Source organism: Marisediminicola sp. LYQ85, from assembly GCF_046600695.1.
In the GTDB taxonomy this organism is placed as follows: Bacteria; Actinomycetota; Actinomycetes; order Actinomycetales; family Microbacteriaceae; genus Marisediminicola.
Map to the genome: position 1 here is coordinate 1,184,672 of NZ_JBKIWO010000001.1, position 14,605 is coordinate 1,199,276.

Below are 14,605 nucleotides of genomic sequence, written 5' to 3' on the forward strand. Positions count from 1 at the left end.
GTCCTCTATGAGAGCTCTCTCACGAGCGCCGGCGACCAGTCGCGAGCCTCCCGACGACTCCGATGACGACGACGAGAACGCCCGCGATGACCGCCGCGGGGGGCAGGGTGACGACGAGTACGCAGCATCCGACCCCTCCGACGACGGCGAACGCCCGTCGAGCCCCCTTTCCCGTGGCATCGAGTCGGAAGGCCGCGACGTTCGCGACGAAGTAGTACAGCAGCACCCCGAACGACGAGAAGGCGATCGCTCCGCGCACATCGGCGAGGGCGATGATCGCGACGATGACGACGGTCATCGCGACATCGGCCCGGTGCGGCACGGCGAACCTCGGATGAACGGCGCCGAGCCAGCGCGGGAGGTCGCCCCGCCTCGCCATCGCGAGCATCGTGCGACCGATTCCCGCGAGGAGGCTCACGAGAGCTCCGAGCGACGCGAGAGCGGCGCCGACGCGCACGACCGGGTCTGCCCAGCTCGCTCCACTCGCGGCCACAGCGCGAGCGAGGGGGTCGGCTGATTCCGCGACCCCCGCCGCCCCCAGGGTGCCGAGCAGCGTCACGGCGATGCCCCCGTAGACGATCACGACGATCCCGAACGCGATGACGATGGCGCGGGGAATCGTGCGGCGCGGGTCGACGACCTCCTCGCCGAGGGTCGCGATGCGGGCGTAGCCCGCGAAGGCGAAGAACAGGAGCCCCGCGGACTGCAGAACGCCGTACGGACCGCTCGCGAGGAGGTCGGACTGGTCGAGAGACCACGAGGCGGTCGGGCCGAGCAGGATCGCCGACACGGCGACGACGAGGGCGACGACGACGAGGGCGACGAGAACCTTCGTGACCGCCGCCGTCTTCGTGATGCCGCGGTAGTTCACGATCGCGAGCGCGACGACGGCGGCGATCGCGACGACCCTGCTCCACCCCTCGGGCGCCGCGTACGCCGCGAAGGTCAGAGCCATCGCGGCGCAACTCGCGATCTTGCCGATCACGAACGACCAGCCGGCGACGAACCCCCACCAGGCGCCGAGAACCTCTCGCCCGTAGGCGTAGGTCCCTCCCGACGTCGGGAAGCGCGCCGCGAGGACCGCTGACGACATCGCGTTGCCGAGCGCGACGACACCGGCCACGACGAGTCCGATGAGCAAGCCGTTGCCCGCGGCCGCGGCGGCGGGCGTGAACGCGGCGAACACGCCCGCGCCGATCATCGATCCGAGACCGATCACGACCGCGTCGGGGGTTCGCAATCGACGGGAGAGTTCTCCGGGTGCGGTCATGCGGTCACCCTAGGGGCGCGCGGTGAACACCGCGGCCGCCGACCGGGCGTCACACGAACGGGCCGTGACCGCGCGCGAACTCGTCGAACGCGAGGCCGTAGCCCGCGCACACCGGATCGATGCTCGACCTCACCGACTCGTCGAGCGGCCCCCGCGTGACCCCCGCCGCGACCCACGACGCGCTCGCCGCCGCAACGGCCCCGATGACGGCGAAGGAGAATGATCGAGCGAGGGGGTGGTCGGGCGCACGGTCGAGGCGAGGTGCGACGAAGGCGCTCACGGTCGCGGCCTGCGCGGTGAACCGCGCGATCCCCGACACCGAGAGCTCGTCGCGCGTGCCCATCACGTCGGCGTGCGTCACGGCCCACGGCACAGCGTCGGGACCGAAACCTCGGGCGGCCGCGAGGAGCGCCGAGCGCACCGCATCCACGACGGGCACGTCAGTCGGTTGCGCCGCGAGTTCTGCGGCGAGGGCCGCGGCACGCGAGTCGAAGGCGACCCAGAGCACATCGCTCTTGGCCTGGAAGTAGTTGAAGAAGGTGTTGCGACTGACCCCGGCTCGCAACGCGATCTCCTCGACCGTCGTGCGCGCGTATCCCTGCTCGAGGAAGAGCTCTTCGGCGGCGCTCTCGAGTGTTTCGGCCGACGAGGCTCGGGGCCGGCCGGGAGAACTCGCGCGAGAGGGAATTCTGACCCCTCCCGTGAGTTGCAATAATGGACCGCGCCTAAGAATGGGCGAATCCCACCAGCGGCAGCTTAACCGAGCTTTCCCGATCGTGCCCGAAGGACCCCGTGACTACAACTCCGATCGCCCCCGACGTCGTTCCTGTCTCCGATCAGAAGACGGCCCGCCGCGCCGTGCGGGCCTCCTTCGTCGGAACCTCCCTCGAGTCGTACGACTTCTACGTCTTCGCCTACTTCAGCGCGATCTTCTCCGCCCCGCTGTTCTTCCCCGACATCGACCCCGCTGTCGCGACGATCAGCGCGTTCTCGCTGCTCGCCCTCTCGTACGTGGTCCGCCCTCTCGGCGCGATCATCTTCGGCAATCTCGGTGACCGGATCGGACGCCGCAAGACCCTGCTCATCACGATCACGATCATGGGTGTCGCGACGGGCGCGATCGGGCTGCTGCCGAGCTACGCGACGATCGGCCTGTGGGCGCCCCTCCTGCTGACGCTCCTCCGCGTCGTGCAGGGACTCTCGCTCGGTGGCGAGTGGGGTGGGTCGATCCTCGTCGCCGTCGAGCACGCGTCTCCGCGTCGTCGCGGGCTCTACGCCGCCCTGCCCCAGCTCGGGTCGCCCGTCGGCACGATCCTCACGGGGTCGATCTTCCTCTTCCTCACCGCCGTCCTCAGCGCCGAAGACATGCTCGAGTGGGGATGGCGCATCCCGTTCCTGCTCGCGTTCCCGCTTCTCGCCGTCTCGCTCTACCTGCGCATCGCGATCGACGAGACACCCCTCTTCAAATCGCTCCTCGCGGCGGACAAGCGCGAGCGGATCCCCGTGCTCGCCGTCTTCCGTCGTCACCCGCTCGGTGTCGCCGTCGCGATCGCGGCAGCGCTCCTCGGCATCGGTTCGTACTCGCTCATGAACACGTACACGATCAGCTACGGCGTGGCGACTCTCGGCTTCGACTATCAGGAACTGTTCACCGCGACCCTCATCGGCAGCTCGCTGCAACTCGTCACGATCCCCCTCTTCGGGCTGCTCGCGAACCGCATCGGCTCCGCCCGTGTGGTCGCGATCGGCGCGGCAGGCACGCTCCTCATCACCTTCCCGATGTACTTCGTGCTGCAGTTCGCGACGTTCCCGATCCTCGTCGCGACGATGATCATCGGCGGGATCCTGCCGACGCTCAGTTGGGCGGGCCTCGGCGGTCTCATGGCCGACATCTTCGGCGGGCCCATCCGATACTCGGCACTCTCGATCGCGTACAGCATCGCGGCGGTCATCTCCGGGCTCGTCCCCGTGACCACGCAGGCCCTCTCGATCGCGACGGATGCCGCGTGGTGGCACCCGGGCATCGTGCTCGCGACACTCTCGATCTTCACCCTCGCCGCCTCGATCATCGCGGCGCGCTGGGGCCGCCCCGCCGACGCACCCGAGGTCATCGACGCCGACGAGCGCCGGTTGGTGCGCACCCGCGGGGCCGCTTAGGCTCAGTTCGACCGCGGGCACGCCGCACAGACGACGGAGGCCGCAATGAGCGACGACACCCCCACCGAGCGCTTCGACCCGCGGCGGGGTCGCGGTGACGCCGAACCCGGGGACCGCGGAACCGGCGATGCCGCATCCGACACTCCCGCTGATGCCACGTCGTCGGACGACGCCGCGACGGAAGCCTTCGTCGTCGACAGCGGAGACGCTCCGACGAGGCTTTTGCCGCAATCGTCGACACCGTCGGCAGCGCCCGCTGACCAGCCGCCCACCGCCGCGCCGGCCACCGAGCGCCTCGGCGACGACGCGCCGACGGAGTTCATCGCCCGCACGCCCCCGAGCGCACCGAGGCCCGAATCCGTGCGACCGTCGACGAAGAAGACGACGACGCCCCCCGCTCGATCCCACGGACTCCGGATCGCCCTCATCCTCCTCGCGGCTCTCATCGTCATCGGTCTCGCCGTGCTCGCCCTCGTGCTCGCCACGCGCGATGACGACTCCGCCCCCGTGACCGAGCCGTCCGCCACCGCTGAGCCCTCGGCCGAACCGGAGCCCACGGAGGAGACGAGCGAGCCGGCACCCGAGCCCGCGCCGGAGCCCGAGACGACCGAGCCGCCCGCTCCCGACCCCGCCCAGAGCGCGAGGTTCACGAGCTTCACCCCCGCCGACGGATCGACGATCGCGTGCCCCGATGAGACCACTCGCGTGCCCCTCGTCTTCGAGTGGTCGAGCGAGGGTGCCGTGCGCGCGTTCATCGCCGTCGGGGTCGACGACGCCGCCGCGGCCCCGCAGGCCGAGGTCGAGCCGAGCGGGTCGTACACGGATTTCGAGTTCGACTGCTCGCTCGAGAGCGAGATCTACACGGTGACCCTCGACAACGACGCGGGTGTGCTCGTCAACGGCACCGTGACCCTCGTGCGCGAGCTCGGATGACGCCCCGAGCGATACGATGAGGTGACCCCACACTCAGGCACCACCACTGTTCGTTGACTCGGTGCCGCACATACCGAATCGGAGCGACCGTGACCTCGACTATGCCTGACAAGCCCGCCCTCGAAGGTCTCGAGTCGAAGTGGGGCGCAGTCTGGCAGAACGACGGCACCTACGATTTCGACCGGTCCGCCGCGGTCGCGGCAGGGCCGTCCGGCGTCTTCTCGATCGACACTCCCCCGCCCACGGCGTCGGGGAGCCTCCACATCGGTCACGTGTTCAGCTACACCCACATGGACCTCAGCGCGCGCTTCCGGCGCATGCGCGGCGACCAGATCTTCTACCCGATGGGGTGGGACGACAACGGTCTCCCCACGGAGCGACGCGTGCAGAACTACTACGGTGTGCGCTGCGATCCGAGCATCGCGTACGACGCCGACTTCGTTCCGCCGCTCGAGGGCGGCGAGAACGCCTCGAGCAAGGCCGCAGACCAGGTCCCCATCTCCCGCCGCAACTTCATCGAGCTGTGCGAGAGGCTCACGATCGAAGACGAGAAACAGTTCGAGGATGTCTGGCGCACCCTTGGTCTCTCGGTCGACTGGTCGCAGACCTACCGCACGATCGGCGATGACGCACAGACGGTCGCGCAGCGCGCGTTCCTGCGCAACCTCGCTCGCGGCGAGGCGTACCAGGCCGACGCACCGACGCTGTGGGACATCACGTTCCGCACCGCGGTCGCGCAAGCCGAGCTCGAAGACAAAGAGCAACCGGCCGCGTACCACCGTGTCGCCTTCCACCGCCCCGACGGCACCGACGTGCACATCGAGACGACGCGCCCCGAACTGCTCCCCGCGTGTGTGGCGCTCGTGGCGCATCCCGACGACGAGCGATACCAGCACTTGTTCGGCACGACCGTGACGACCCCGCTCTTCGAGGTCGAGGTGCCCGTCGTCGCGCACCACCTCGCCCAGAAAGACAAGGGGTCGGGCATCGCGATGATCTGCACCTTCGGCGACGTCACCGACGTCGTGTGGTGGCGTGAACTCGACCTCCCGAACCGCACCGTCATCGGTTCCGACGGCCGGCTCGTCGCCGACGCCCCCGAGGCCATCACGAGCGCGCCGGGTCGGGCGTTCTACGAGGAACTCGCGGGCAAGACCGTGTTCAGCGCCAAAAAGCGCATCGTCGAGCTGCTGGGCGGGAGCGGCGAGATGATCGGCGAACCGCGGCCGATCACCCACTCGGTCAAGTTCTTCGAGAAGGGTGATCGCCCCCTCGAGATCATCTCGACGAGGCAGTGGTACATCCGCAACGGCGCGCGCGATGCCGAGTTGCGCGACACCCTCGTCGAGAGGGGCAAGCAGATCGGTTTCACCCCCGAACACATGCGCGTCCGCTACGAGAACTGGGTGGGTGGCCTCACGGGTGACTGGCTCATCTCGCGTCAGCGCTTCTTCGGGGTGCCCATCCCGGTCTGGTACTCCCTCGACGACAACGGCGACCGGGGCGAGCCCATCGTTCCCGACGAGTCGGCCCTGCCCGTCGACCCCTCGACCGACACGGCTCCCGGGTACGACGAGTCCCAGCGCGGCGTCGCGGGCGGTTTCGCCGGCGAGGTCGACATCATGGACACGTGGGCCACCTCGTCACTCACCCCCCAGATCGCCGGCGGCTGGGAACGCGACCCCGAACTCTTCGACCTCGTGTTCCCCTACTCGCTCCGCAGTCAGGGGCAGGACATCATCCGCACCTGGCTCTTCTCGACCGTGCTGCGGTCGCAGCTCGAGCACGGAACGGTGCCGTGGACTAATGCGGGCATCTCGGGGTTCATCGTCGACCCCGACCGCAAGAAGATGTCCAAGTCGAAGGGCAATGTCGTGACCCCCGCCGCGATGCTCGACCAGCACGGCTCCGACGCCGTGCGCTACTGGGCGGCCTCGAGCAGGCTCGGAACCGACGCGGCCTTCGACCCCCAGAACCCCAAGCAGATCAAGATCGGCCGCAGGCTCGCGATCAAGGTGCTCAACGCCGCGAAGTTCGTCTACTCGTTCCCCGAGCCCGCAGTCGACGGCGGTGCCATCACCGATCTGGATGCCGACCTGCTCGCCGAGCTCGACCGCGTCGTCGGCATCGCGACCGAGGCGTTCGAGTCCTTCGATCACGCGCGAGCGCTCGAGACCACCGAGCACTTCTTCTGGACCTTCTGCGACGACTACCTCGAACTCGTCAAAGAGCGTGCCTACGGCGCGGGCACCCCGGAGGAGCAAGCGTCGGCCGTCACGACGCTCCGCACCGCCGTGGATGTCCTGCTGCGTCTCTTCGCCCCCTTCATCCCCTTCGCGACCGAAGAGGTGTGGTCGTGGACGCACGAGGGTTCGGTGCACACGGCACCGTGGCCGACCCCCTCGAGCGACGCTGCTCCGCGCGGCATCCTTCCCGCCGTGAGCGCCGCCCTCATCGGAATCCGCCGCGCCAAGACCGACGCGAAAGCCTCGCAGAAGACCCCCGTCGACTCGGCGACGATCGTGGCCCCGGCAGCGAGTCTCGCTCTCGTGAGGCTCGCGGGAGCGGACCTCGCCGCGGTCGGCCGCATCGCGGCGCTCGACTTCGCCGAGGGCGACGACCTCGCCGTCGTCGACGTGGTGTTGAGCGAGACCGACGGCTGACCGGACCCCACGACCAGAACGGACACGCCATGCAACTCGGAACTCGATGGTCGGTCGGCGATGAGCCGCCCGCGCGCCTTGCCGCCGCCGTCATCGACGCGGTGAACACGGTCGAACAGGACCTCCGCGACGTGGACACGGCGCAGTGGCGCTGGACTCTGACGTGGCTCGAGTCTCTGCCCGTCGTCGAACTCGACGACGGCACCGTCATCCGATTCGACCCGTCGACCGACACGGCCACGACCCTGCCGCCGGCAGACGAGGATGCCGAGGCCACCGCCGACGCCGACTAGCGCCCGGGAGACCGCCGGGAGACACCTAGGCTGACCCCATGGCCGACCCCAACCCCTTCTTCGCACCGAGCACGCTGCCCTACGGCCTGCCGCCGTTCGCCGACATCCGTTTCGAGCACTTCCGGCCGGCGTTCGAGAGGGGGTTCGCCGAGCAGCTCGCCGAGATCGCCGCGATCACGAGCAACCCCGACGATCCCACCGCCGAGAACACCCTCGTGCCCCTCGAGCGCAGCGGCTGCACCCTGCACCGGGTCGCTACCGTGTTCTTCACCAAGACGGCGACCGACAGCGACCCCGCGAGCGATGAGCTCGAGACCGAACTGGCTCCCCTGCTCGCCGCCCACGCCGACGCCATCAGACTCGATGCCGCACTCTTCGCGCGTGTGCTCGCCGTCGACGAGGCTGCGGCGCACGGAGGCGCCGACCGCCTCGACCCCGAGACGGCGCGACTCGCCGAGCGCACGCGTGTCGAGATGACCCTCGCGGGGGCCGCTCTGTCCGACGACGACAAAACGATCCTCCGCGACTACAACTCTCGACTCTCGTCCCTCACGACCCGGTTCGAGAAGAATCTGCTCGCCGACACCAACAGCCTCGCGGTGCACGTCACGGACGTCGCCGACCTCGACGGTCTCGATGACAGCCAGGTCGCGGCGACCGCGCAGGCCGCGCGCGACCGCGGCCTCGACGGCTTCGTGATCACGCTCGTCCTCCCGACCGGGCACCCCTACCTCGCGTCTCTCACCGTGCGCTCGACGCGGGAACGGCTCATGACGGCCTCGCGATCACGCGGCGTTCGCGGGGGCCGATTCGACAACCGCACCCTCGTGCTCGAGATCGCGCGCATCCGGGCCGAACGCGCGACGCTCCTCGGCTTCGAGAATCACGCGGCGCTCGTCACGGCCGACGAGACGGCGAAGACACCGGAGAACGTCGCCGCCATGCTCGAGAGGCTCGCGCCCGCGGCCGCTCGCAACGCGCGGCTCGAGAAGGACGTGCTTCGCGACCACGCGCCCCACGACATCGAGGCGTGGGACTGGGCGTTCGTCACCGAGAGGGTGCGCGCGGCGACCTACGACCTCGATGTCGCCGCTCTGCGCCCCTACTTCGAGGCCGAGCGCGTCTTGCGCGACGGCGTGTTCTTCGCGGCGACACGGCTCTACGGCGTGACCTTCGCCGAGAGGCACGACCTGCAGTCGTACCACCCGGGGTCGCGCATCTTCGAGGTGCACGACGACGACGGATCGCCCGTCGGTCTCTACGCCCTCGACCTCTACACGCGGGACTCGAAGCGCGGCGGGGCGTGGATGAACTCGCTCGTGTCGCAATCGGCGCTCCTCGACCTCCCTGTCGTCGTCACCAACAACCTCAACGTTCCGAAACCGCCCGAGGGTGCACCGACACTGCTCACCCTCGACGAGGTGACGACCGTCTTCCACGAGTTCGGTCACGCGCTGCACGGGCTCTTCGCTCGCGTGACCTATCCCTCGTTCAGCGGCACGAGCGTCGGTCGCGACTTCGTCGAGTACCCGAGCCAGGTCAACGAGATGTGGAAACTGTGGCCCGAGGTGCTCGCCAACTACGCCGTGCACGTCGACACGGGCGAACCTCTCCCGGCAGACGTCGTCGATCGGTTGCGCTCATCCGGGCGGTTCAACGAGGGGTTCGCGACGAGCGAGTACCTCGCTGCCGCGATGCTCGACCAGGCGTGGCACACACTCACGCCCGCCGATTTCACGGGCCCGGATGCCGTCACCGACGTCGAGGCGTTCGAAGCCGCCGCGCTCGCGAGGTTCGGTCTCGATGACCCCGCCGTGCCTCCGCGGTACTCCAGCACGTACTTCGCCCACATCTTCTCCGGCGGGTATTCGGCGGCCTACTACTCCTACATCTGGAGCGAAGTGCTCGATGCCGAGAGCGTGCTGTGGTTCGAGGAGAACGGCGGACTCACGCGCGCCAACGGCGACCGCTTCAGGTCGAGACTCCTCGGAGTCGGCGGCTCGAGGGACCCTCTCGACTCGTTCCGCGACTTCCGTGGTCGCGACGCGACGATCGAGCCTCTGCTCGACCGCCGGGGGCTCGGCTGATCGGGAGCTCTACGCGGCGAGATCGCGCAGGGTGCGGAACTTCGTGTCGAGGTCGGGACCGCCGGGCGCGACGAGCACCTCGTTCGCGCCGGTCTGCTCGGCGAGCTCGGTGATGCGTGCTCGCACCTCGGCATTCGTGCCGATCGCCTGCAGCGCGTCGCGATCCGACGCGAAGGCCAGCTCGGCGTCCGTCCACTCGTGGGCTTCGGCTTCGGCGAGACTCGGCATCCGGCCCGGGCGCCCGCCCGACCGCAGTCGCAGACCCCAGAGGTTGCCCGGCAACGCGAGGCGGTGCGCGAGGGCGGTCTCGTCGGCGACGATGGCCGAGACGCTCACCATCGCGAGAGGAGCGTCGAGCACCGCGGACGGTTCGAAGCGCTCGCGGTAGAGCTCGAAAGCCCGCGCCGTGTCGACCCCGCCGGCGAAGTGGTGGGCGAATGCGAACGGCAGTCCGAGCATGCCCGCGAGCTGCGCGCTGTACCCGCTCGATCCGAGCAGCCACATGAGGGGCGCGTCTCCCTGGCCGGGCACCGCGACGACGGTCGACCCGACCCCGCTCTCGAGCGGAGCGATGATGCCGAAGAACGCGAGGAGTTCGACGACCTGCTGGGGGAAGTCGTCGACCGTCTCGGCGCCGACGTTGCGGCGGAGCAGTCGGGCCGTGAGGCCATCAGTGCCGGGGGCCCTCCCGAGTCCGAGGTCGATGCGGTCCCCGTGGAGTGCGACGAGGGTACCGAACTGCTCGGCGATCACGAGCGACGAGTGGTTGGGCAGCATGACGCCGCCCGAGCCGACGCGGATGCGCGTCGTGGCCGCCGCGATCGCGGCGATGAGGACCGCGGGAGCCGAGCTCGCGACCGCATCCATTCCATGGTGTTCCGCGACCCAGAATCGGCCGTAGCCGAGCTCGTCGGCGAGCTTCGCCGTCTCGATGGTCTGGGCGAGAGCGTCGGTGTGGGTCATCCCCTCACCGATCGAGGCGAGGTCGAGCACGGACAGCGGAGGAAGAGGCGAAGAAGTCATCGCCGTCTCAACCACGAACCCCGGTCGGACATTCCGCCCGGGCGCTTGCGCAGCCACAGCATGACGACGGCACCCGCGAGGAGCCCCCACAGCGCCGAGCCGACACCGCCGATGACAACGCCGCTCGTGACCACGAGAAAGGTCACGAGGGCGGCGAGCCGGTGCTCCGGCACGTCGAGCGCGCTCACGATCGCCGCGGTGAAGGCGCCGAGCAGCGCGAGTCCGGCGACCGCATTGATGAGCGCGGGAGGAGACGCCGAAACGAGTGCCGTCGCATAACCGGCCGTGAGGGCGAGGGCGAGTGACGAGACGCCGCCCGCCACAGCGGAGACCCAGCGGCGCGACGCGTCGGGGTGCGAGTCCGGTCCCGCCATGATCGCGGCGGTGATGGCCGCGAGGTTGACGGCGTGGCCGCCGAAGAATGCTCCCACCGAGGTCACGACCCCCGTCGCCATGAGCACGGATGGGGCGGGTGCGCGGTAGCCGAACGTCGTGAGCACGGCGAACCCGGGCACGTTCTGACCGGCCATCGTCACGATGAAGAGCGGGATGCCGAGGCTCGCGATGACCGCGAGGTCGAAGACCGGAGCCACGATCGCGAGGCTCGGCGAGACGAGCGTCGCCGTGGCACCGTCGGTCTGCGCGGTCAGGGCGACCGTCACGGCGGTGACCACGAGGGCCGCAGGTACCGCCCAGCGGGGGGCGAAGCGGGAGACGACGAGCCACGCCGCGATCGTCGGCAGCGCGAGCGCGGGGAGCGCGACGGCGGCGACGACGGGCGCGAGGCAGAGCGGGAACAGGATGCCCGCGAGCATGCCGCTCGCGAGAGGCTGTGGGATTCGGGTCAGGGCCTTTCCGAGCACGGGGACCGCGCCGACGACGACCACGAGCACGCCGCACACGATGAAGGCCCCCACGGCGGCCCGGAAGTCGCCCGTGATCGATTGAGCGGTGACGAGCAGGGCGGCGCCGGGCGTCGACCACGCGAAGGCGAGAGGGATGCGGTAGCAGAGGGAGAAGACGATCGACAGGAGCCCCTGCGCGACACACAGGATCAGGAGCCCGGACGCCGCTTGTTCGGCGGTCGCCCCGACCGCCGTCAACCCGGCGATGACGATCGCGAACGAACTCGCGAATCCGGTGAGGGAGCCGACGATCCCGGCGAGGACAGGCTGGACTATGGTCGAGCCGGCTCTAGGCGGACTTCTCGGTGCGCGCCGCTTCGCGCGGTACGATGGTCGGAGCCGCGTTCTCGAGCACGGACGCCCTCGTCACGATGACCCGCGAGACGTCGCTCGTCGACGGGACCTCGAACATGATGGGTCCGAGCACCTCTTCCATGATGGCGCGGAGCCCGCGGGCGCCCGTCTGGCGGAGCACCGCGAGGTCGGCGATGGCTTCGAGAGCCTCCCGATCGAACTCGAGCTCGACGCCGTCGATCTCGAACATGCGCTGATACTGACGAACGAGGGCGTTCTTCGGCTCGGTGAGGATGGCCATGAGCGCCACCTGATCGAGTTGGGTCACGGTCGTGACGACGGGCAGTCGCCCGATGAACTCGGGGATGAGGCCGAACTTGTGGAGGTCTTCCGGCAGGACCTCGCCGAAGAGATTCACGTCGTCGCCCTTGCTGTGCAGAGGGGCACCGAAACCGATGCCCTTCTTTCCGGCCCGGTTGGAGATGATGTCTTCGAGCCCTGCGAACGCTCCCGCGACGATGAAGAGCACGTTGGTCGTGTCGACCTGGATGAACTCCTGGTGCGGATGCTTGCGCCCTCCCTGCGGGGGCACAGACGCGACGGTGCCCTCGAGGATCTTGAGGAGCGCTTGCTGCACACCCTCGCCCGAGACATCCCTCGTGATCGACGGGTTCTCGGCCTTGCGCGCGATCTTGTCGATCTCGTCGATGTAGATGATGCCCGTCTCGGCGCGCTTGACGTCGTAGTCGGCGGCCTGGATGAGCTTGAGCAGGATGTTCTCGACGTCTTCGCCCACGTAGCCCGCCTCGGTGAGCGCCGTAGCGTCGGCCACCGCGAACGGCACGTTGAGGCGCTTCGCGAGAGTCTGCGCGAGGTAGGTCTTTCCGCACCCGGTCGGACCGATGAGGAGGATGTTCGACTTCGCGATCTCGACGTCGTCGACGAGGGTGTCGGCCGACGTGATGGTGTTGCGGGCGCGGATGCGCTTGTAGTGGTTGTAGACGGCGACCGAAAGAGCGCGTTTCGCGGGCTCCTGCCCGATGACGTATTCCTCGAGGAAGTCGAAGATCTCGCGGGGCTTGGGGAGATCGAACTCGCTCGCGACCTCATCGCCGGCTTCGGCGAGACGCTCCTCGATGATCTCGTTGCACAGTTCGACGCACTCGTCGCAGATGTAGACCCCGGGGCCAGCGATGAGCTGCTGCACCTGCTTCTGGCTCTTGCCGCAGAACGAACACTTGAGCAGATCTGCGCTCTCACCGATTCGAGCCATGCGCCCGGCCTCCCCTTGGTTCAGTCACCCCGGCGTGGACCGAACATTCTTACGTCGTGTATCGAAACGTGCTACTGATTCGAGCCTAACCCGTGCGACCGACAGTCATGGGCAACCACCCCGATTGTTAACCCGCGTCACGACGGCGCCGGTCCAGGCGCGCGATCGGGGCGGGGTCGGCACGCGTGCAGGCGGAGGTCGCGCGCGTCCCCTACCCTGGAGTGGCTCCGAACCGAAGGATCCGTATGCCGTCGCCCACTCGCACTCGCCTCACGACCGCGGCGCTCGTCGCCGGCGCCGCGACCCTCGCCGGTGTCGCGACCCTCGCCGCCCCGGCGTCTGCCCACAACTACCTCGTGTCGTCGACGCCCGAAGCCGACAGCGTGCTCACCGAACTGCCCGAGCGATTCGACATCACGACGAACGACCTGCTGCTCGACCTCGGCGACGGCTCGGACGCCTTCGTCTTGAGGGTCTCCGACGCCGACGGCCTCTTCTACGGCGACGGGTGCGTCGACGTCGATGGACCGACGATGTCGACGCCCGCAGCCCTCGGGCCCGCGGGGGACTACACGGTCGACTGGCAGATCGTGTCGATCGACGGCCACCCCGTCGCGGACTCCTTCGAGTTCGAGTGGGACCCGAGCGACCCCTCGGTCGCGACCGAAGGCAGCGCCGAGCCGCCCGTGTGCGGTGCTGCGGCACCTGAGCCGAGCGCATCCGCCTCTCCGGACGACAGCGACTCCCCCGACGGCGCGACCGACGAGGCAGCCGACCAGCCGGGCGACGACACGGCCGACCCGAGCGCCGAGCCCACCGAGCCCACGACCGCGACGGATTCCCTCTCGACGGTGCTGTGGGTCGGGGGCATCGCCCTCGTGATCGCGGCCCTCGTCACGCTCGGCGTGAAGTTCGCCCGCGCGAAGCGCACGGGCTCGCGCCGCGACGACACCGACTGACCGCGTCAATACGACGAAGCCCGCACACGACGAAGCCCGCCGGTCTCCCGGCGGGCTTCATCGTTATCGGTGGAACCTACTGCACGAGTGCGGCGGGCGCCTGGATGTTCTTGCGCGAGGTCAACACCTGGTCGATGAGACCGTACTCGAGGGCGGCATCCGCTCCGAGGATCTTGTCGCGATCGATGTCTTTGTTGACCTGCTCGACGCTGCGGTTCGAGTGGTGCGCGAGCGTCGACTCGAGCCACGTGCGCATGCGGAGGATCTCCTGCGCCTGGATCTCGATGTCCGACGCCTGGCCGCGGCCCGCGTCGCCCGTCGAGGGCTGGTGGATGAGGATGCGCGCGTTCGGCAGCGCGAGGCGCTTGCCGGGGGTTCCCGCAGCGAGGAGCACTGCGGCAGCCGACGCCGCCTGACCGAGGCACACCGTCTGGATCTGCGGACGGATGTACTGCATCGTGTCGTAGATCGCCGTCATGGCCGTGAACGAGCCGCCGGGTGAGTTGATGTACATGACGATGTCGCGGTCGGGGTCCTGGCTCTCGAGAACGAGGAGCTGCGCCATGACGTCGTCGGCCGACGCGTCGTCGACCTGCACACCGAGGAACACGATGCGGTCTTCGAAGAGCTTCGCGTAGGGGTCTTGACGCTTGTACCCGTAGGCCGTGCGCTCCTCGAAGGTCGGGAGGATGTAGCGGGACTCGGCCACGGGGCCTGCGTTACCGCCGAAGGAAGAGATGTCCATGGT

Annotated in this window: 12 protein-coding genes; 6 read left to right on the forward strand and 6 right to left on the reverse strand. The window is 69.1% G+C overall.

Features of this window, described 5'->3' with window-relative positions; translation table 11 throughout:
• Positions 1-19: 19 nt before the first annotated feature.
• Complete coding sequence (locus tag ACLHG5_RS05535) at positions 20-1,270, reverse strand: APC family permease (RefSeq protein ID WP_411318072.1); 1,251 nt, start codon at positions 1,268-1,270, stop codon at positions 20-22.
• Positions 1,271-1,319: 49 nt separating this feature from the next.
• Positions 1,320-1,982, reverse strand: coding sequence for a TetR/AcrR family transcriptional regulator (locus ACLHG5_RS05540; RefSeq protein WP_411315145.1), 663 nt, complete (start codon positions 1,980-1,982; stop codon positions 1,320-1,322).
• Between the two features lie 80 nt (positions 1,983-2,062).
• Between ACLHG5_RS05540 and ACLHG5_RS05545 the strand changes: the two genes are divergently transcribed.
• The 5 genes from ACLHG5_RS05545 (at position 2,063) to ACLHG5_RS05565 (ending at position 9,403) form a co-directional block, all read left to right on the forward strand.
• On the forward strand, positions 2,063-3,427 hold the full coding sequence (locus ACLHG5_RS05545; RefSeq protein WP_411318073.1) for an MFS transporter: 1,365 nt from the start codon (positions 2,063-2,065) through the stop codon (positions 3,425-3,427).
• Between the two features lie 45 nt (positions 3,428-3,472).
• Positions 3,473-4,360 carry a hypothetical protein gene (locus tag ACLHG5_RS05550; protein ID WP_411315143.1) on the forward strand — a complete coding sequence of 296 codons (888 nt, stop codon included), beginning with the start codon at positions 3,473-3,475 and terminating at the stop codon, positions 4,358-4,360.
• A gap of 101 nt (positions 4,361-4,461) precedes the next feature.
• Positions 4,462-7,023, forward strand: coding sequence for a valine--tRNA ligase (valS, locus tag ACLHG5_RS05555; RefSeq protein WP_411318074.1), 2,562 nt, complete (start codon positions 4,462-4,464; stop codon positions 7,021-7,023).
• A 29-nt stretch (positions 7,024-7,052) separates the two neighbouring features.
• A complete protein-coding gene (locus ACLHG5_RS05560) occupies positions 7,053-7,316 on the forward strand; it encodes a hypothetical protein (RefSeq protein WP_411315141.1) in 264 nt (87 codons plus the stop codon).
• Positions 7,317-7,354: 38 nt separating this feature from the next.
• Positions 7,355-9,403, forward strand: coding sequence for a M3 family metallopeptidase (locus ACLHG5_RS05565; protein WP_411315140.1), 2,049 nt, complete (start codon positions 7,355-7,357; stop codon positions 9,401-9,403).
• A 9-nt stretch (positions 9,404-9,412) separates the two neighbouring features.
• Here ACLHG5_RS05565 and ACLHG5_RS05570 read toward each other — a convergent pair whose 3' ends face one another.
• The 3 genes from ACLHG5_RS05570 to clpX are packed head-to-tail and all read right to left on the reverse strand — an operon-like array spanning position 9,413 to position 12,898.
• Positions 9,413-10,426: an LLM class flavin-dependent oxidoreductase gene (locus tag ACLHG5_RS05570; RefSeq protein ID WP_411315139.1), complete on the reverse strand. Its 1,014-nt coding sequence runs from the start codon at positions 10,424-10,426 to the stop codon at positions 9,413-9,415.
• Positions 10,423-11,607: a benzoate/H(+) symporter BenE family transporter gene (locus ACLHG5_RS05575; RefSeq protein ID WP_411316293.1), complete on the reverse strand. Its 1,185-nt coding sequence runs from the start codon at positions 11,605-11,607 to the stop codon at positions 10,423-10,425. The genes ACLHG5_RS05570 and ACLHG5_RS05575 overlap by 4 nt, the downstream gene beginning before the upstream one ends.
• 13 nt (positions 11,608-11,620) lie before the next feature.
• Entirely contained in the window at positions 11,621-12,898 is a 1,278-nt protein-coding gene (clpX, locus tag ACLHG5_RS05580) for an ATP-dependent Clp protease ATP-binding subunit ClpX (RefSeq protein WP_411315138.1), read from the reverse strand.
• Between the two features lie 245 nt (positions 12,899-13,143).
• Between clpX and ACLHG5_RS05585 the strand changes: the two genes are divergently transcribed.
• Positions 13,144-13,857: a copper resistance protein CopC gene (locus tag ACLHG5_RS05585; RefSeq protein ID WP_411315137.1), complete on the forward strand. Its 714-nt coding sequence runs from the start codon at positions 13,144-13,146 to the stop codon at positions 13,855-13,857.
• Between the two features lie 76 nt (positions 13,858-13,933).
• Here ACLHG5_RS05585 and ACLHG5_RS05590 read toward each other — a convergent pair whose 3' ends face one another.
• On the reverse strand, positions 13,934-14,602 hold the full coding sequence (locus tag ACLHG5_RS05590) for an ATP-dependent Clp protease proteolytic subunit (protein WP_411315136.1): 669 nt from the start codon (positions 14,600-14,602) through the stop codon (positions 13,934-13,936).
• Between the last annotated feature and the right edge of the window lie 3 nt (positions 14,603-14,605).